A 19,323-nucleotide genomic window follows, 5' to 3' on the forward strand; every position below is an offset into this window, starting at 1 on the left:
CACACCACATGATGAGGAGCCCTGATGACACGGCACCGGCCCAGCCTGTACGAGGCCGCGGGGCAGGCCATGCTGCGCGCCGCGGTCCACACGACCGGGCCCGTCATGCCACTCTGGCCGACGGCCACGGCGCCCTCGGACGAGTGGCGCACATGGCTGAGCACGGTGTGGTCCGATACCGACTTTCGCCGGTCCATGTCGCAGGCAAGCCCTCACCTAGCCGAGCAGGTGCAGGCCATCATCGACGGTCGCACACCGAAGGTGCGCCGGATGCGCCGGGCGGCATTGTCCACCGCCCGCTACGCGATCCGCTACGCACGCCGCTCCACGCCTTACGGCCTGTTCGCCGGAGTCGCGCAGCTCGGTTTCGCCCAGAGCACGTCCATCCGCATCGGCGACGAGCACCAGGCCGTCAACCGCCCCGACCCGGTCGGGCTCGACGAAGTGCTCAGCACCTGGGAGAGCGACGCCGCACGCATGGCCGACGTCGACGTCTGCGTCAACACTCTGATTCGACAGCGCGGCCAACACATCCACGTACCGTCCGAGGGCGACGCCGAGTTCCGCCTCGCTCTCAGCCCCGCACTGCGTCTCATACTCGGCCTGGCCCGATCGCCGATCGCGTACCGCCAGTTGTCCGACAAGCTGGCCGCGGAGTTCCCCGCCGTGAGCGGCACAACGCGCGACCGGCTGCTCGGTGAACTGCTGCGGGTGCGGTTGCTGCGCTCCTCGCTGCGCGCGCCCGCCACCGTCACCGACCCCACCGACGGCTTACCGCCCGCGGCGCGCGCTCAAGCAGTCGGCCTGCGGGCCGCGTGCGACCTGCGGTTGGATGCCGACGTGTGGCTGCCTGAACAAATGCTCACCGAGGTAGGGACGACAGCCACCGTGCTGGCCCGCCTGGCCACTCATCCGAACGGGACATGGACCTGGCGTCGGTGGATCGAGCAATTCACCGAGCGCTACGGCGAGAACGTCCCCATTCCGGTGGAGGTGGCCACGGACTGCGACCGGGGCGTGGGCTTTCCGGAAGGGTTCGTCACCGTGAGCGAACCGCCCCGGCCGATGTCCCGGCGCGACCGCCTGTTGCTGGAGCTGGCCGGCACCGCCGCCGCCGAGGGCAGGCGCACGGTGGCCCTGACGGGCGCAATGATCGAGGAGCTGGAAGCCGCGGCCGGCGAGAAGCCACACCATCCGGCGCCCCATCTCGAACTGGCCGCTCAAGTGCACGCCTCCTCCGTCCAGGCCCTCAACCGGGGGGACTTCCGGCTGCGGGTCCTGACCGTCTCCCGCTCAGCCGGTTCGATGACCGGACGGTTCTGGCACCTCTTCCCCGGCACCGAGGCAACGTACGCACACCTGCCCACCATAGATGCGGAGGCGGAGCTGGCACAGCTGTCCTTCCACGCCGGACGTGTGCCGGCCGACCTGCTCACCCGCGCGCCCCAGGCCCTGCCCCGCGTCGTCAGCGTCGGCGAATTCCGCCGCCCCGCCCCGCACGTCCTGTTCCCCCGCGACCTGTCGGTCACCGTCGCCGACGGCCGCCCCCAGCTGGTGGAGTCCGCGACGGGCAAGCCGCTGGAGCTGCTGGCCCCCACCGCCATCAACTTCCTCTGGAACAACTACACCCCGCCGATGGCCCGCTTCCTCGGCGAGATCAGCCGGGCCGCATCCCCGCAGGTGACCTGGTTCGACTGGGGCGCCGCCTGGACCCTGCCCTTCACCCCGGCCCTCACCTACCGACGCACCATCCTCACCGCCGCCCGGTGGAAAATCCGCAGCCGCACGCTGCCCGCCCGCACCGCACCACTCCAGCAGTGGGCAGACCAACTCCACGCCTGGCGTGCCCGGTTCCGCGTGCCGGAGCGGGTCCTGCTCGCCGAGGACGACCAGCAGCTGCCCCTCGACCTCACCCGCGACCTCGACCTGGACCTCCTGCGCGCGCACCTGGACGCCAGCCCCTTCGGCATCGCCACCCTGCACGACGCGCCCCCGCCGGACGCCGACGGGTGGATCGGCGGCCGGGCCCACAGCATCGTCGTCCCCCTGGCCAGGCGCTCATGACCACGACGACCGTGCCCCGTACGCAGGACCTGTCCGAAGGCGCCCTGGGGATGGCCCTGCTCGACATCGAGCGCCGTGACCTGGCCACCGCCCGCCGCCACCTCGCCCAGGCCACCGTCCGAGGGGTGAGCACCGGCAGCAACGCCAGCCTCTTCCACGGCGCACCCGCCCTGGAGTTCGTCCTCGCCCGCGCCCACGGGGCCGGCGACGACGTCCGCGCGGCCGTCGACCGCGTCGTGGACGCCCGGCTCGCCGCCGCCCACCGCCGTCAGGCGGCCGGCGCGCTGCCCCACCTCGCCGAATGGGACCTCATCCGCGGCCTGACCGGACTCGCCGCACTGCTGCTGTCCCGCCGCCCGATCGCGCCCCGGCTGCCCGACCTGCTCGCCTGCCTCATCGCGCTCGCCCACCCCGCCCATGGTGAAGGCCGGATCCTGCCCGGGTGGTGGTCGCCGGTCGGCCCCGACGGGAAGACGATGGCCGGCGGCCACGGCAACAACGGCATGGCCCACGGCATCGCGGGGCCACTGGCCGTGCTCTCCCTCGCCCTGCGCGCCGGAGTCAGCGTCCCCGGGCAGGAGGAGGCCGTCGGCACATTCGCCACCTGGCTCGACCGGCACGGCGCCCACTACTGGTCCACCGCAGCACACCTGGAGGCCGACCAGCCGCCCGCAGCGGAACCGGCCCGCCAGTCCTGGTGCTACGGCCAGCCCGGCATCGCCCGCGCCCAGCAGCTCGCCGCGCTCGCCCTCGGCGACACCGCCCGGCGCCAAGCGGCCGAGGACATCGTCGAGACCATCCTGACCGACCCGCTGCGGCTCGCCCGCATCACCGACTCGACCCTCTGCCACGGCTGGGCCGGCCTGCTGACCCTCACCCGCGCGGTCGCCGCCGACAGCCCCGCACCCGCACGCTTCACCCCGATCGTCCAGGACCTGCACCGACGGCTGGCCGCCGACTGGGAGCGCCTGCCCAAACACGGATTCATGGAAGGCCGCGCCGGAGCCCAACTCGCCCTGAACGCCACCGACACCACCGGCTGGACCCGCGTCCTCCTGCTCACTTGATCCTCTCCCCGCCGCCTCGCAAGGAGTTTTCTGCCCATGACCTTCGACGACGAGAACCTGCCGATCCCCCCGGACACGTCCTGGTGGCACGCCTCCGTGGCCTTCCCCGACCAGCACGCGGACGCCGCCCAGGCCCTGGCGACCGCGCTGTCCGGGCGCCGCTTCCACTTCCTGCGCAAGGACGCCGGCGTGCGTCTGCGCACCGAACAGCCCGCCACCGGCCTGCTGGACCAGCTCGTCGCCGCCCGCGTGATCACCGGCTGGACGGGCGGGATCTACGAGCCAGAGATCCATGCCTTCGGCGGCCCCGAGGGCATGGAGGTCGCGCACGACGTGTTCTGCGCCGACAGCCCGGCCGCGCTCGCCGAGACTGGCACCCCCGGCGCCCGTGAGCGCAGCGTGATGCTGCTGTCCGCCATGATCCGCGAGGCGGGACTGGACCCGTTCGAAGCCGGAGATGCATGGGCCCGGTGGGCTGCCCTGCGGCCCCCCGTCACCCCGCCCCAGGGGCCCGCGCTGGAGAGAGCCGTCTCCGCGATGCGGCGGCTGATGAACGCGGACGCTTCCCTGCGCCCAGACGCGGAAGCGGGCTGGGTCGAGCGCGTCGCCGCGTTTGAGGACGCCGGCCGCCGCCTGCGCCGACTCGCCGCTGACGGCCGACTGATACGCGGAATCCGGGGCGTCATCGCCCATCACGCGATCTTCACGTTCAACCGCGCAGGCGTGCCTGCCGAAGCGCAGGCCGCCACCGCGTGGCTCGGCCGTCACGTCGCCTTCTCCACCGGAGAAGGAGCTGCCGTGTCCACCCGCAAGTCCGCCCCGGCGGACCCTAGCCTCCCTCGAATGGAGACCACCATGACACCCGTCACCGACCCCAACCAGCTGCCCGAATCCCTCGCCCAGCGACTCGTCGACAGCGGCCACCTGCGCAGCAAGGCGGCCATCGACGCCTTCCGCACCACCGACCGGCACGCCTTCCTGCCCGGCGTCGACCTGGAGAGCGCGTACAAAGAAGACGCGGTCCCGATCAAGCACGACGAGCACGGGGAGATGATCTCCTGCATCTCCGCGCCGTGCATCGTCGCCACCCAGCTCGAACAGCTCGGCGCCCAGCCCGGCCACAAGGTCCTGGAGGCTGGAGCCGCCACCGGCTACAACGCCGCCCTCCTCGGCAAAATCGTCTCCCCCGGCGGGCAGGTGTGGACCCTCGACGTCGACCAGGACCTCGTCGCCGGCGCGAGCCAGCACCTCGCCGAGGCAGGCGTCGACAACGCCACCGCGGTGATGGCCGACGGCGCGGCCGGGCTGCCCGAGCACGCCCCCTACGACCGGATCATCTTCACCGTCGGCGCCGGCGACGTCCCCGTGAAGATCCTCGACCAGCTCGCCCCCGGCGGGCGCCTGGTCCTGCCGATGCGCATCCGCGGCAGCATCTCCCGCTCCTTCGCCTTCGAACGCGACGGCGACACGTGGAAGACCGTCTCCTGCGAGATGGCCACCTTCATCCCCCTGCGCAAGGGCGTCTGCGACGACGTGTACACCCTCGTGCCGATGGCCGGCGAGGGTAACGTGCGCCTGGAGACGTTCAGCGAGCAGGACGTCGACCGCGATGCCCTGCGCACGGTCCTCGACGAGCAGCAGACCAAGCTCTACACCGGGGTGAAGTTCCGGCAGGGCTCGGCGTGGGAGTGGCTGTACCTGTACCTGGCCTGCGTGCTGCCCAACGGCCTCTCCCGCCTGCCGGGCCAGCGCCCCGGATTCACCCCGCACTTCGGGTGGGGCTCCATGGCCGCCCTTGACGCCGGGTCGCTCGCGTACCTGACCATCCGCGAGGGCGAGGACGACAAGGGCCGGTACTGGGAGGTCGGCGTGATCGGCCACGGCGAGGGCGGCGCCGACCTCGCCGAGCGCGTCGTGAGCGAGATCCGCGCCTGGGACGCGACCGGCGGCAACGACGCCCCCGAGCCAGGCTTCCGCATGGCCGTCGCGGACTTGCGTGACCGGCTGACGGCGGACGACGCCCGCTTCGTCGTCGACAAGCCCTACAGCCGACTGGTCGTCGACTGGGCGCGCAAGGGCTGAGCCGATGATTCCCGCGATAGCCAGCCGCATCCCCCTGGCCCGCCGCACCAAGGCGCCCGCGCTCCCCTTGGAGGAGCGCATCAACCACCTCACCGGGCTGACCGTCGCGCCCGCAGGTGCGAGCCACCATGACCTGGTGGCCCGCGCCTGCGGGGTCCTCAACTACGCCGCGCTCATCGCCTCCGACGTCGGCCTGCCCGACCTGGCCGAGGATCTGTGCTGGCGCCAGCACCAGGTCTTCACCAACGCCGGACGCCTCAGCGGACGGGTCGCCGTCATGTCGCTGATGCCGCTCGTCAACCTCTCCCGATTGCAGACTCGCGCCGGCCACGGCGAACTCGCCTACGGCTTGTTGTGCTGCCTCAACGACGCTGCCCGGCATCGGAACAAGGCTGACATCGACGGCCGCACCGTCGACCTGTCTGCTCTGACCGGCACGGACGAGGACCACCGCACGGTGTGCCAGGAGCTGTACGTCACCCTGCTCGTGGACGGCGCCCGCGCCCTCGCCCAGATCGGGCGGTGGACCGACGCGGCCGACGCCATGGCCCAGCATCGCGGCATTGGCAACCGGCTCCTCGACGGCCGCCAGATCAAGATCATGGCCCTGATGGAGCAGGGCCTGGACCAGCAGGCCCGCGACCTGATCGACACCACCCAGCCCACGGAGCCTTGGGAGAGAGCCATCGCCCTCCTCCTGCACGCCCACTGCCGGCCCGAAGACACCCCCGTCCCTGAACCCGACCTCAACCGTACCGTTGATGCAGCCGTCCAGCTCCTCAACCATCCCGATCCGCCGACCGCCGCCTTCCAGACCCGGACGGGCCTGTCAGCCCTGGAACTGGACCGCACCGGACGCCATGTCGCCCGCGTACTCGACTCCCTCGTCAGCGTTGCCCGACTCGACGCCTACGCCGCACGAGACGCACTGCACCACCCCGTCGCCGCGCCCGCCCTGGACGATCGGGCGGCAGACGCGCTGAACGCGCTGATCGCCGCGGCCGGACTGGGATCCGGCGTCCTGTCCGCCCACCACCATGAGGCTCTGACGGGCGCGGTCGGCCACGCCGAGACAGAGCTGGAAAGGCTGCTGCAGGCCGAACCAGATCCCAGCTAGAGAAGGCGACCGGGATGGGCCGGCCGTACTGCCCACGCTGTTTGGCGGTGTCGGCGTTTTGGCCATTTCCTGCCCGCGGCCGCTCCAAGCCAGACCAGGGCTCCCGCGCCCGCGAGGTCCCTGACGCAGGAAATAGCGGGCTCCCCAGCACGACCGAATGACGTGTGTTCGATATCGCAGCCGTGTCGTTAGACCTCGCGACTCTGCCGCAGCGACCGTCCTAGGGGGAACGATGACCTCGGCCATTACGCAGGACCAGCCACCACAACCGCAAAAGGGGGCCGCGCCGGACGACGAAGCGCAGGAGGCCGGTGTTCGAGAGGAGGAATACCTCTACCGCGACGAGTCGAGGCTGAAGGCTGGCTCCCAGCTGACCTCCCGCACCATGGCGCGTCGCCTGCCCTCACTCGTGTGGCGCTCGGTGCAGATGGCCTGGCGCGTGGACCGCGGCGCGGCCATCGGCCTGCTGGTATGCCAGATCGCAACCGGCGTCCTCGCGGCTCTCGGCCTCCTGGCCGTCACGGGCACGATCACCGCACTGATCTCCTCGGGCGACATCACCGAGCGGCTGTGGGATGCCGCCCCGCAGCTGGCCGTGATCGCCGCCGCCACCGGCCTGCGCGCGCTGCTGGGCATCACCGTCGTCTGGCTGACCGGCCGTCTTCGCCCCGTGCTCGGCCGGGCGGCGGAGCTGACGATGATCGAGGCCGCGCTCGGCGCGGAACTGGCCGCCAACAACAAGCCCGGCTACAACGACGCCTACGACATCGCCGACCGCGGCGCCCAGGTCACCCCCGACCTCGTCGAAGAAGCGCAGGACGTCCTCGCGGCGACCGCCACGCTCGCGGCCGGCGCCACCGTCCTGACCGTCCTTCACCCGCTGCTCCTACCTCTGCTTTTCCTCGCGTGCCTTCCGCAGGCTGCCGCCTACGTGCGCTCCGCACGCGTGCTCTACCTGGCCGGGCTGGAGACCTCCGGGCGGCGCCGGATGCTGGGCAAACTCCGCTGGCACATGGCCTATCAGGAGTCCAGTGAGGAGATGCGCGCCTGCCTGGCCGGGCCCTTCCTGATCGGCAGGTACCGGCGGCTGGCCGCCTCGGTCAACGCGGCCGAACGCAAGGCCGCGAACACCGGTGCCTGGATGGGGCTGGCCGGAGCCGTGGCCGGCGGGATCGCCTCGACCGCGGTGTGGGCGGCGCTGCTGTGGCTCCTGGCCTCCGGGCGGATCAGCCTGGCGGCCGGTGGCGGCGCCGTCTTCGCCCTCCAGACCGCCACCGGCTCGGTGCGCGGCATCATCAACGGCAGGGCACGCCTGGTACGCACCGGCTGGTACGTACAGGACTGGCAGAACTTCCTCGACAACGCCCACGGCCAGGCCATGACCGACTCCCGCGGCACCACGCCCGTGACCGCTGCCCCAGAGCGTTTCGAGGTCCGCAACGTCACCTACCGCTACGACGGCTCCCCGAAGAACAGCCTGAGCAACGTCTCCCTGCACGTGCGCCGCGGGGAGATCGTGGCGCTGGTCGGAGAGAACGGCTCCGGCAAGACGACCCTCTCACGCCTGCTGTGCGGGCTGCTGCTGCCCACCGAGGGCGACGTGGCCTGGGACCACGCCTCCACCGCGGACCTGGACCCGTGGGGGTCGTGGGAGCATGTCGCGCTGGTGCCGCAGAAGTTCACGTACCTGCCGCTGACGATGCGCGACAACATCACGTTCGGGCAGGGCGACACCAGCGACGCCGCCCTGCTCGCCGCGTGCGAGGCGTCTGGCGCCGCGGAAATGCTGCCGGGCCTGCGCTCTGGCCTGAACACCCTGCTGACCAGTGAGTGGTTCGGCGGACAGCAGCTCTCCGGCGGGCAGTGGCAGCGCCTGGTCCTCACCCGCGCGTTCCACCGGCAGGCGGCGCTGCTGGTCATGGATGAACCCACGGCCGCCCTCGATGCCCGCGCGGAGCACCGGATCTTCGCCGGCCTGCGCGAACTGGCCAAGGACCGCGCCATCCTGCTGATCACGCACCGCCTCACCAACGTGGCCATCGCCGACCGGATCGTGGTCCTGAACGAAGGGCGGATCGTCCAGGAAGGCACCTACGCCCAGCTCACCCGGGAGCCAGGTCTGTTCCGGACCCTGTGGGAATTGCAGCACCAGATGAGCGGCGACAGTCCCTGACGCCCTGTCCGCCAAGGGGCCACCGTTCTGCCAGGCCGAGATACCGGGCCCCTCCCAATGTTCCCTACGCCGCCCGACGGCTAAGTGATCACTCTCTTTCCGCCCGCGGGCTGCAGGCCGACCTACTCGAAGCCGCCTTGCGTCAGCCGCGGGCGGGTCGCGTCGCACGTCCGTCTTCCAGGGGCTCCCACAAGCGTCAAAACCCTGGGGACCCAGCGACGTCTTCCGCCGCTCCGAGGCCACATAGCCCGCCCTCCACACTTCCCGGGGGGCATCCCCGGCACGAAGGCACAGCCGTTGAGGTGTATGTGCCGGGGCGTCGCGGAAAGGCGTCCATCCCCCTGCCATGCAGGGGCGGCGGAGTGCGTCGCTGCACCGTTCAGCGTCCTGGGGTGAGTCGGCCCAGTGGGGGCAGGAGGCTGTCGCCAGGCCAGAAAGGCCGCTCAGCGGCGAGGCTGTTCAGGAACAGGCTGACCTTGTCCAATGCCGCAGCGCGTTCAGCGGGGCCGTAGGTGACGAGGTCGTCGGCTGCGGCGTCGTGAACGCGTAGCTGACTGTGTGGCCCGGTGCAGAGCAGGGCGCGGGGGATCTGGGGCAGACCCAGGCTGAGGGCGTCGCATCGGCCGGTGTGGACGAGCTGGATCAGGTCGGTGGTGACGCCTTCCCAGTCGCCGATGCTGGGCCAGTCGGCGCCTCCGTTGAGTTCGTGGGTGAGGGTGGCCAGGGGGATGATCTCGGCCGGCTGGCGTCCCTGCGTGAGTAAGTCGTGGATCTTCACGCCGTCGGGCTGGCGTACGTGCGGGTGCAGCAGTGAGTCGGCGGCCACCACGGTGGTGTTGATTTCGCGGGTGTCGGGGCCGGGGTAGTACGGCTCGTGGGCGAAGAGCAGGTAGACGTCGCGGGTGCGGGCGGCCGGGCCGAACTCGGGCTCAGACTTGGGCATGGGGTCAGTTCCCTTCAGCGGTGGTGTGTGCGGCGTGGAGCGCGGTGTGTTGGGCGGACGCCCAGCGGGACACGGGGCGGTCTGCCTGCAGGTGGTGGGTGGGGGTGGAGGCGCAGGTGGTGCATCGGCCGTCGCTGTGGGGGTGTGCGCGCCGGGGTGTGGGGCCGGGGCAGGTGCGGCAGGGCGGCCAGTTGAGGCAGGCCGGGCAGAGGTTTTCGCCTGGTGCGGTGCCGGGGACGCCGCAGCCGGCGCATTCGACCAGGGCCCGGTAAGCGAGTGCTTCGGACACGGTGCGTGCGGCGGAGGAGGTGGTTGAGTGTGCTCCCACCGGGTCACTGGCCGGGGTGGTGTGGTGTTCGGTCACGGTGGCCGGTGGTGGGTAGGCCTGTGCGGTACGGAGTCGGGCGGCGATGATGGCGCCGAGCGTGGTGCGGATCGGGCTCGGCAAAGGGCGAGCGCTGATGACGTGGTTGAGCTGCTCGCGTGTCCAGCCGGCCTTCAGCATCGCGGACACGGCTGCGCCCTGATCCGCCAGTGCGCGGCCGGTCAGCAGGAGTTCGGGACGCTGTGTGCCGATCTGAAGCAGCAGGCGTACTCCGGGTGTGAGGTCTGCCGATGCTGGCACGGTCCGTGGTGGCGGTGCTGGGTTGGGTGATCGTGGAGAGTGGGCGGCGGGAGGGAGGGCTCTGGTCTTCTGCTGAGTGGTCTTCTTTCTGTTGGTGTTCTTAAGGGGCCGGTCAGCCAACGTAGGGTCATCCACGCGTGGATAACCGGACTCTGGCTGTGACCTGCTGGACCGCGCAGCGGGCAGGTCGGTGATGACGTAGGCGGCGGCGCCCAGAGTGCCGTGCGGGCCGCGTTCGCGTTCCCGCACGAGGAAGCCGCAGCTGTGCAAGTCCTTCAAACCGCTTCTCACGGCGGATTCGCCGTCCCTGCCCGCACGGGCCATATCGGCGACGGTCATGCGCCAGCCCTCCCGGTGGGTGGAGAGCAAGCCGAACAACCCCTTGGCCTTGAAACTCAACGTGCCCTCGCGGAACAAAGCGTTGGCGATCTGAGTGAACTGATCGGCTGCCATCACCCCACGGCGGATCCCCGCCCGCCGCCCATCAGCGTGACCGGCGAGCGGGGAGGCGGCCTGCGTGCTGGCCTCGGTCCGTGCAGGGTCCAGCGTGGCGGGGCGGTCGGTGATGCAGTAGATGATCTCGCCCAGGGTTCCGTCGGGGCGCCGCAGACGTTCCCGGATCAGATACCGGTGTCTTTCCAGCTCTTGCAGGCCGGTGCGGACCGCTTCACGCCCGTCCGGGCCCACACGCACCAGGTCAGCGACGGTTACCTGCCAGCCGCTGCGGTGTGTGCTGAGGTAACCGAAGATCCCCTTCGCCTTGAACGACAACCGCCCATCGCGAAAGAGGGCATTGGCCACCTGCGTGAACTGATCCGCGCTCATCACGCCGCGGCGGATCCCCGCCCCGAAGCGGCTCACCACCACTCCTCCGGCGATGACCGCCTACGCCGGGCACACCGGCGCACCCGGCCGGCCAAGGCGAGGCTGCTGCTGCACGATCGGCAGATGCGTAGGGGTGCCATGCCGACAGCCCAACCGCCGCCCCTGACCAAGCCGGCAGCCATCACTCCCGACCATGGATCACGATCGGGCAACACCGTCAACACACCGGCGTGGTCGCTCCCATGGCCCGGACCGAGGCACGCACCCCGTCGACGCGGCGCGCACGCGATACGCGGGACGAAGGACAAGTGCGCAAGGGTCTGCGCAGTCGCTTGTGTGCGGGAAGGCTGCGCAACCCGACCGAGGGCGTCTCTACTGCGCAGGTTCGTACGCCAACTGCACAGGCTCCGTCGCGACACGAGGGCCATGCAGTGTGTGCGCAGCCGCCTGCCGGTCACATGCCGCGCTCCAGGGCTGGAGACCGGTTTTGACGGACGGGTGAGCCGTGGTCGGCACGCCCGCGCCCGGTGGTCGGACTCGTGGTCGGGCTGTCCACCACGGTGACCACGGATGTCGTGTCCGCATCGTGATCGTGGTCGGGGCTTCGTGGTCGGTGGTCAGGTCAGACCCGGTCGCTTATGTCGAGGGCGCAAGCGTCCGTTCTGACCTGGGAGTTCGACCATGTCCCCTGGCAAGCCGGCTTCGCGCGGCGAGGCCGTTGCTCCGATGGCGGCAGGCGCCCGGCTGGAGGCGATGCGGCGCCGGGTGCGCGTGTCACGCCTGGCGGTGTGGACCGTCATCGCGGCCGGCCCGATCGCCCTCGGCATCACCCTCACCTCCACCCCCACCACGGTCGAGGCAGCGTCCTCGGCCACGCCGACCACCGCACGCACCACGACGGTGGCAGCCGACCCGGCCGGCTATGCGCAGCTGTTCCTCCACACATGGCTGCGCAGCAGCACCAACGACGAGGCCAGTGCGCAGACCCGGCATGCGCAGTCGATGGCGCCCGGCGTCGATCTGCCCGAGCCGGCCGACGGTGCGCAGCCGGCACCGCAGGTGGTGACGGCGGTGCGCACTGCGCAGCGCGCGCAGGGGGTGTGGTCGGTGACGGTGGCTGCGCAGTACGCCGACGCCTCGGTGCGCTATTACGCCGTGCCGGTGGCCACCGACCGCACGGGCGCCTCGTTCACGGTCACCGGGGCACCGGGCGTCGTGGCCGGGCCGGCCCGAATGGAGATGCCGGCATCGCCGTACCGGGTGAACGTGCCGGAAGGTGATCTGTCCTCCACCATCGAGCAGTTCCTCGCTGCCTACCTCACCGGTGCCGGAGAGGTGGACCGCTACCTCGCCCCCGGCGTGAAGCTGCTCCCGGTTACTCCCGCTCCCTACCGGGCGGTCACGGTGCGGCAGATCTCCGCCATCGAGGAAGCGGCCGCCACGGTGACTGTGCCGGCCGATGGCACCAAGGCCCGCGTCCTGGCGCAGGTGGAAGCCCGCGGTGAGGACGGCCGGTGGCCGCTGGCCTACGAGTTCACGCTCGCGGCCCGCTCGGGCAGGTGGGAGATCACCGCGCTCGGCACGGGAACCGCCATGGGAGGTGCCCGGTGAACACGGTGCACCACACGGTCCTGGCCGGTCAGCTGGACGACCTGGGCGACTCGTGGATCAGCATGTTCCAGGACTGGGCCACCAAAGGGCTGCAGGCGGGTCTGCTGGTCCTGGTCGTCGTGATCATGATCCAGAAGGTCAGCCTGAAGGCCGGCATCGGCGCCCTGCTGCTGATGATCGTCGCGCTGGGGTTGTACAACTCCCGCGAGGACCTCTCGAACATGTTCGAGGACGAGGTCAACAACCCCGCCAAGGGCGCACCCGCCGTTCCCGGCACCGTCCACGACGCTGGTCCGGGGGCGCGCGCATACTCTGCCGGTACTGGGGGCGGGCTGTGACCGCGACCTCCACCGCGGGCCGGGTGGGGCGTTTTTATACCGCCGCCCGGCGTCATCCCTGGGTCCTCGGCAAAGTCGCAGACTGGAAGATCCCGCTCGGCCCCTACACACCCGCCCAGATCGCGGTCGCCGTCGGCGGCGGTTTCACTCTGGTCAAGTCCATCACCTGGTGGTCATGGATGGGGCCGATCCCGATCGCGGCCTGGCTGCTGGCGATCTGGGCGGTCCGGCGCCCCAGGATCGGTGGGCGTGCCCCGATGCAGGCGGCGCTGGGGTGGGCGCTGCTCGTCGGGCAGCCCTCGGGCGGACGCATCGCAGGGCGCGCTGCCCGTGACCGCGCTGCCCGCCCGCTGCTCGGCGGCTTCACGATCGAGGAACCACCCGCACCCGGCCGCGCGACCGAGCGACTTCGGGTTCGGAAGCGGCGCACCGGCCGGGTGGCCCATGCCAGCCCGGCCGCAGCCCACTCGTCCCCGGGCCGCCGCAGGCAGGCGGCATCTGCCCGGTCGGCGGGGCCGGTGTCGGGTGTCCAGGCACTGCTCGCGCTCGCCGAGCAAGGCGGTGGACGGTGAAGGTTCCGATCCGTCACATCGCCGGGCACCTCATCTGGTCGACGCACGGCAGCGTGTGGGCCGTATATCGCCTGCACCCCGACCCGGACGACGCTTCAGGACACCACCAGGAGACCGTCTCGGGAACCTACGCGCCCGCCCAGGTACGCGACGAGCAACTCGCCAAGATCACACATTTGGTCCGGTCGTTGTCCGGGGCTCCGCGACTCTTCGGGCTGTGCGCGCAGGTCGATCCCGGCGAGATCGCCCTGCGCATGATCGAAGGCGTCGAGCCGGCCGAAACCGCTGCGCAGGCAGGCCCGCACCCGTGGGTGGAGAACGTCGAAGCGACCCTGGACCTGCTGGAGGGCGAGGAGATGCACCGCCGCACCCTGTGGCTGGCCGTTCCCCTGCACACCGAGACCGCTGGCCTTCAGGTGTCGGCGTTTGTGGGCACAGCATGGGCGGAGGTGGCAGCGATGCTGGGCATGCGGCCGGCGCCGGTGACCCGGCGGGAGGTGACCGCCTACCGCGAGCAGGCCTCCCACGTGGAGGCCGCACTCGCCGGCGGCATCGCCTTTCGCCCCGCCCGCCCGGCGGAGATCGTGTGGATGATCCAGCACGCCCTCCACCGCGGCCTAGTCGAACCGCTGCTGACCGAGGCCGAAATCAGCGGCCTGTACGGCGGGCAGCTGCGTGAGGGGGTACTGCGCTCACCCAGCTACGCCGATCTCGGCCAGGTGCGCCTGCAGGAAGGTGGTATCGACCCTGACCTCGACGACGCCGGCACACTCAAGAGCGCAGGAAGTGTCACCCGCTCGGGGCGCACGGCCTGGTGGCGCTTGAACACCGGCTCGCCGCTGGGGCGGCGCTGGCTGCAAGTCGAATCCGAGACCGGGGTCGGCTACCAGGCGCAGCTCGCTCTCGCGGAGTGCCCGCCCGCCGTCGCCCAGGACGCCGCTGATCTGTTCGCCCAGCTGGAGATGCTGGACTTCCCCGTCGACTACACCATCGACCTCACCCTCGTGCCCGCGGAGAAGGCGCGCGAGCAGGTGCGGCGCAAGAAGAACGAACTCATCGACCAGGCCGACCAGTACGACGCCCGCCCCACCGGCATGCCCGCCTCGCTGACGGAGGCCGCCCGCGACCTGGGCGAGCTGGACGCCCGCCTGTCGCGCACGTCGGTCGAAGTCGAGGTGCAGTCCGTCACCGTGCTGACGGTGTGGGGGCCGACTGCCGCTGTGTGTGACGCCCGGGCCCGGGCGCTCGCGGCGCTGCTCGGGGGCGCGGACTACCGGGCCGTGCGCCCGGCCGGCCTGCAGCAGGCCCTGTTCTTCCTGGGTCTGCCCGGCACCACTCGCAACGGTGCGGTGCGGGAGTTCACCCAGCACCAAATCTCCGAGGACTGGGCGTTGGGCGGGGCCTTCACCAAGACGGAGGTGGGCGACCCGAACGGCATGTTCCTGGGCATCGACCTCGACTGCGGCACCACCCGCCCCGTGATGATCAACGTCGCGGATGCGCCCAAGGTCGACGCCTCCGCCTCCATGGGCATCGTCGGGGACCTGGGCGCGGGCAAAAGCGTGCTGCAAAAGCTCATCGCGGAGGCGGTGTGGGCGCGCGGCGGCTGCGCGATCTGCATCGACCGCACCCCCATACGCGAGTGGGCAAGCTTTGCGCGCACCGCGGCCCAGGGCCGCGTCCAGATCATCGGTGCCGCGCAGGCCGAGGTCTCCATCGACCCCTTGCGGATGTTCCAAGGCCCCGAGGGCCGCCACTACGCCCTGTCCTACCTGACCCTGCAGCTGGGCATCGGCCCGATGAGCACCAGCGGCGAGGTGCTGCACCACGCCGTCGAGCAGGCCGCTGCCGGCGATCGGCCATCCATGCACCGCGTGCTGGAGGTCCTTCAGGAGATGGCCACGAGCGAGGTGGGAAAGCGGCAGGACGCGGCCGCCGGCCTCGCCGGGCTCATCCGCGTCGTGGCCACCAACCCCCTGGCCCGGATGGTGTTCGACCCCACGCTGCCGCCCGTGCAGCTGGACGCCTCCAGCGCCTGCGACATGATCGTGATCACGACAGCCGGACTGAAACTTCCGCCCAAGGCGGCCTTCGGCAATCCCGAGGTCCTGCACCAGCAGCCGCTGGAGGCGCTGATCGGGCGCGCGGCGCTCTACCTGATCGCTGCGCTCGCACGGCAAAGCGCGTTCGAGGACCCCGAAAGGTTCACCGCACTCGTGCTGGACGAGCTGTACTGGCTCACCTCCTCGACCGAGGGCACCGCACTGGTCCACGAAATCCTCCACGACGGCCGCAAGCACGGCGCCGGCCTGATCGCCGGATCCCACGACGCCGAAGAACTCGGCCCCGACCGGGGTCTGATGGCCTATCGGGCGCTCGCCCGCACCACCGACCGTGACCGGGCCCGGCGCGGCCTGGAGTTCGTCGGCCTGGACGCCAACGACCCGGAGCTGCTGCGCCTGGTGACCACAGGTCTGTCTCCTGTCGGTCAAAAGGGCCGGGAGGGCGAATTCCTGCTGACGTGCCCGCGGCAGAACACCGGCCGGGTCAAAGCCGTCATCCCCCGCATCGAGCGCATCGCCTCGTCCGTCACCACCACTCCAGGACGCCGCAGCACCGCTCCCGCATCCGCACCACCTGCGCGTACCGCCGCTGCGGAGCGTCCCGGTGCCCGTCCAGAGGAACGCTTCGCATGAGCTCCTTCTCCCCCAGCCGCTCCCGGCGCATCGCCGCCGCCGCGAGCATCCTCACTGCCGTCAGCGTGCTTGCCGGCGTGCTCGTCCTGGCGCTGTCAGCGAGGCCGCCGCAGGCATGGTGGCCACGCACCGGGCACGCCTTCGCACCCGAGGACTGCCCCGGCCCGCACCCCCCGGTCCCTGAGGCCACCAAGGAGCGCTGCGATCGCGGCCTCCCGGCCTACATCACACGTCGTGACACCGCAGGTGCGGTGCTGAGGCTGGTGCCCGCCGGGGCCGGCTTGGCTGCGTTGCTGATCTGGCGGCAGCGGGCCGCCAGCGGACGAGGACGGGCCGACGCCCGGCGGGGGCGAGGCTGACATGCTGCGTGCAGACCGCGGCACACTGCGCTCGGCCGGCTTCGTGCTCCTGCTCACGACCGTGTTCGTGATGGTCAACAGCACGGTCGTGTATGCGGCAAGCAGCAACACTGACAGCAGTGACCTGCTCGCCCCGCTGAACATTCCCTCCTCCGAGGGAGTGCCCATCGACGGCTACGAGCTGAACGCACAGGGCGGATCCATCGTCGCGTTCAAGACGCAGGCCTTGGCCTTTGCTCTGTCCGGGCTGTTCACTCTGCTCCGGCTCCTGGTGGGGCTCGCCGGCTGGGCCCTCGAGGTCGCCTTCCGGTTTCCTCTGTTGAAGATCCTCACCGGTCCCGCGCAGAAGGTGGCCGACGCCTACAACAACATCGTCGTCGACGCCCTCGGGCTGAAAGGGCTGCTGCTGGCGTGGGCGTTCGTCTTCGCCGGTTTCATGCTCGTGCGCGGCCGCATCGGCCGCGGCCTGGGCGAGATCTTCCTGACTCTGCTGATAGCAGCGTTCGCCGCCTCCACATTCGTCCGCCCCGATTACCTCCTTGCCCAAGATGGACCGCTCGGCCAGGGCCAGGCAGTGGCTGCCGAAGTGGCCCAAGGCAGCGTCAATGCGTATGACTGGGGCGGCAAGATCGCCAGCCGCGGGCCGTGTGACGGCATGGTCGGCAACGCGGAGCGGAAGTGCCTTGAGCATGACGCTGCAGCTCCCGTGTCCGCGGAGGATGTGGCGCGGCCGTTGCAGGACTCGATCACCAACGCGCTGGTGGTCAAGCCGTACATGCTGCTGCAGTACGGGCGCGTCCTCGACCCCGGCAGGGAATCCGACCGGAAGGCCTACGCCGTCCACGTGAAATGGATCACCGGAGGCTACAAGGCCCCCGAGGAAGGCGGCACCGGGAACAGCGGCTGCGACCAGCTCGCCCCAGCAGCCCGGCCCTACTGCGAGGAGCAAAACGACAAGAAGGACAACTGCCGCCTGATCCGAGGCCCGGCCAGAGACTACTGCGAACAAGACACAGACCGCGGCAACCGCAGGCCGAGCCGCATGCGCGAACTGACCCCCGGCGGGGAACTGCTGAACACCTACCAGGCGATCGTCTCCGAGGAAGACCGCGAGTTCGACGCCTTCCTCACGGATCTACGCAAAGCCGGCGATGTGGGCAAGGCCTGCGCCGCCTACGCCGAGCAACCCACCTGGTGGCGCGTCGGCGGAGCCGCACTGCTACTGATCGCCGCCCTGTTCATCTGCGGCATGTTCCTCTCCAGCGCCATCGTCCTGCTCGGCACCCAAGGTATCTGCGCCGCGGCAGCCGCCGCAGGCGGCGTCACCTTCATCGCGGGCATGCTGCCCGGCCCGGCCCGGCAAAGTGTGTGGAAGTGGCTGTCGCTGTGGGGCATCGCGCTTCTCGCTCTGGTCGCGGTCTGCGCGTTCATTCCGTTCTTCGGGATCGCCGTCGACGCGGTCGTCACCGACGGCCCCGGCCTGATGGTCGAGCGAATCCTGTTGCTGGACGTCCTGGCCATCGCCGGTGCGGCCGCGCATCGTCGCCTGCTGACCGGTATCGCCTCCTTCGGCCGGCGCATGGCCATGCGGATGCGCTACGCCAAGGTCGGCGGCACCCACCTGCCCGGCGACACCTCCGAACTCGGCGCCGCCCTCGCCATGCACCACCCCGCCGCGCCCGGCGGCTCCGGCCGCGGACTGCGCCCCTTCATCGCAGGCGGCAGTGGCCGGTTCCCTTGGCTCGGCACCCGTCGGCGACTGACGGGCGCGCTGTCCTCGCTGGCCGACGGCACAGGACTGCCGGCCGACACCAGTGGCATCCTCACCGACGCCACGGCCGAAGCCGGGCGGGGACTGGCCCCCCTCACTGCGGCCACGGCCGTGGGCGGGCTGGGAGCCCGGCTTGCAGCCAAGGGCGCCTACGGGCTGCTGATCGGCCGGCGGCCAGACCCGGAGCAGTTGGCCACCTGGCGCAAGCCCACCGCAGAAGGCGACCCAGGAACTGAAGGCCCCAGTGGCTCGCCTGGTGCGCCGTCGCCGGGTACCGGCCCAGGCGGTTCAAGGCCGTGGCGTCCCGGCGGGCCCGCGGACCGGTACCGCAACGAAGCAGGACAGATCGTCAACCCCGCCACGGGTCAGGTGCTGCACGACCAGAACACCGACCGCACCCTGCTCTCCACCCGTGCCCACAACCGGCTGGTGCGGCTGCGCGGATACCGCATCCTCAACCGCGGCGGCCGGGCCGCCTACGCAGCAACCTACGGGCTTCCGGCCAGCGTCCAACGGGCCCGGGCCCGCGGATCGCACTACGCCCAAGACGCCCGCCAGCAGGTACGCGTGTGGGGCAACACGCTGCGCGAGGATGGCCGCGCCTGGAGCGACACCACACGCCACGTGACACAGGTCCTGGCCGAGAACACCGGTGACAGCGGCGGGCCCGGCCCATTCACCGGCCGCCGCCTGCCGACCACGTCACCGTCCACCACCCGCCCCACCACAGCCCCGGCCCCGAACATCCCCCGCGACAGCGCGGTACCTACGGCGCACCGGCCAGGCGGGAAATCCGCCCCGCCTGGTGCACGCACCAGTGCACCGGCCCCACGGGCCGGGGCGACCGCACCACCCCGGCTCACGCCACCACCACGACGGCCGCTTTCAACCGACTCACAAACCCCCCGGCACAGCGGTGAGGGCAACCAGCCCCTCCCCCACAACGACACCGGCCCGGGCAATAGAGGTGGTCGCAGCGTGGGCCAGGCCCGGATGAGCGAGTTGATGCGCCAGGCCGCGGTGCTGCGCGACATGCGCGAGCGGTGGCAGCGCGAGGACAGCGGTGAGGACGCATGAGCC

13 protein-coding genes are annotated in these 19,323 nt (G+C 71.0%); 11 read left to right on the forward strand and 2 right to left on the reverse strand.

Annotated features, from left to right (window positions below; translation table 11 throughout):
• Positions 1–24: 24 nt before the first annotated feature.
• From ACIGAN_RS25965 to ACIGAN_RS25985, 5 genes are all read left to right on the forward strand, one after another.
• Entirely contained in the window at positions 25–2,064 is a 2,040-nt protein-coding gene (locus ACIGAN_RS25965) for a lantibiotic dehydratase family protein (RefSeq protein WP_399861006.1), read from the forward strand.
• Positions 2,061–3,131, forward strand: a complete 1,071-nt coding sequence (locus ACIGAN_RS25970; protein ID WP_399861009.1) for a lanthionine synthetase LanC family protein — start codon at positions 2,061–2,063, stop codon at positions 3,129–3,131. The genes ACIGAN_RS25965 and ACIGAN_RS25970 overlap by 4 nt, the downstream gene beginning before the upstream one ends.
• Before the next feature lie 36 nt (positions 3,132–3,167).
• Positions 3,168–5,213 (forward strand): methyltransferase, FxLD system, encoded by a 2,046-nt coding sequence (gene fxlM / locus ACIGAN_RS25975; RefSeq protein ID WP_399861012.1) that lies wholly within the window; start codon positions 3,168–3,170, stop codon positions 5,211–5,213.
• A gap of 4 nt (positions 5,214–5,217) precedes the next feature.
• A complete protein-coding gene (locus ACIGAN_RS25980; protein ID WP_399861015.1) occupies positions 5,218–6,330 on the forward strand; it encodes a hypothetical protein in 1,113 nt (370 codons plus the stop codon).
• A 232-nt stretch (positions 6,331–6,562) separates the two neighbouring features.
• Positions 6,563–8,503 carry an ATP-binding cassette domain-containing protein gene (locus tag ACIGAN_RS25985; RefSeq protein ID WP_399861018.1) on the forward strand — a complete coding sequence of 647 codons (1,941 nt, stop codon included), beginning with the start codon at positions 6,563–6,565 and terminating at the stop codon, positions 8,501–8,503.
• Between the two features lie 379 nt (positions 8,504–8,882).
• On the opposite strand, the gene ACIGAN_RS25990 is transcribed toward ACIGAN_RS25985, so the two are convergent.
• Both ACIGAN_RS25990 and ACIGAN_RS25995 read right to left on the reverse strand, forming a co-directional pair.
• Positions 8,883–9,446, reverse strand: coding sequence for a hypothetical protein (locus ACIGAN_RS25990; protein ID WP_399861021.1), 564 nt, complete (start codon positions 9,444–9,446; stop codon positions 8,883–8,885).
• 4 nt (positions 9,447–9,450) lie between these two features.
• Positions 9,451–10,932, reverse strand: coding sequence for a hypothetical protein (locus tag ACIGAN_RS25995; protein WP_399861023.1), 1,482 nt, complete (start codon positions 10,930–10,932; stop codon positions 9,451–9,453).
• Between the two features lie 645 nt (positions 10,933–11,577).
• On the opposite strand from ACIGAN_RS25995, the gene ACIGAN_RS26000 reads away from it, so the two are divergent.
• The 6 genes from ACIGAN_RS26000 to ACIGAN_RS26025 are packed head-to-tail and all read left to right on the forward strand — an operon-like array spanning position 11,578 to position 19,320.
• Positions 11,578–12,507: a conjugal transfer protein gene (locus ACIGAN_RS26000; RefSeq protein WP_399861025.1), complete on the forward strand. Its 930-nt coding sequence runs from the start codon at positions 11,578–11,580 to the stop codon at positions 12,505–12,507.
• Positions 12,504–12,845: a hypothetical protein gene (locus tag ACIGAN_RS26005; RefSeq protein ID WP_399861027.1), complete on the forward strand. Its 342-nt coding sequence runs from the start codon at positions 12,504–12,506 to the stop codon at positions 12,843–12,845. Before ACIGAN_RS26000 ends, ACIGAN_RS26005 begins: the two co-directional genes overlap by 4 nt.
• The gene (locus ACIGAN_RS26010) at positions 12,842–13,417 is read left to right on the forward strand and encodes a hypothetical protein (RefSeq protein WP_399861030.1); all 576 of its coding nucleotides are present in this window, start codon (positions 12,842–12,844) and stop codon (positions 13,415–13,417) included. Before ACIGAN_RS26005 ends, ACIGAN_RS26010 begins: the two co-directional genes overlap by 4 nt.
• Positions 13,414–16,113 (forward strand): ATP-binding protein, encoded by a 2,700-nt coding sequence (locus ACIGAN_RS26015; RefSeq protein WP_399861032.1) that lies wholly within the window; start codon positions 13,414–13,416, stop codon positions 16,111–16,113. Before ACIGAN_RS26010 ends, ACIGAN_RS26015 begins: the two co-directional genes overlap by 4 nt.
• Positions 16,110–16,472 (forward strand): hypothetical protein, encoded by a 363-nt coding sequence (locus ACIGAN_RS26020; protein ID WP_399861034.1) that lies wholly within the window; start codon positions 16,110–16,112, stop codon positions 16,470–16,472. Before ACIGAN_RS26015 ends, ACIGAN_RS26020 begins: the two co-directional genes overlap by 4 nt.
• 1 nt (position 16,473) lies before the next feature.
• Positions 16,474–19,320 (forward strand): hypothetical protein, encoded by a 2,847-nt coding sequence (locus tag ACIGAN_RS26025; RefSeq protein ID WP_399861037.1) that lies wholly within the window; start codon positions 16,474–16,476, stop codon positions 19,318–19,320.
• Positions 19,321–19,323 lie beyond the last annotated feature (3 nt).

Origin of the sequence: Streptomyces sp. NPDC085931, assembly GCF_044540565.1 — a bacterium.
In the GTDB taxonomy this organism is placed as follows: Bacteria; Actinomycetota; Actinomycetes; order Streptomycetales; family Streptomycetaceae; genus Streptomyces.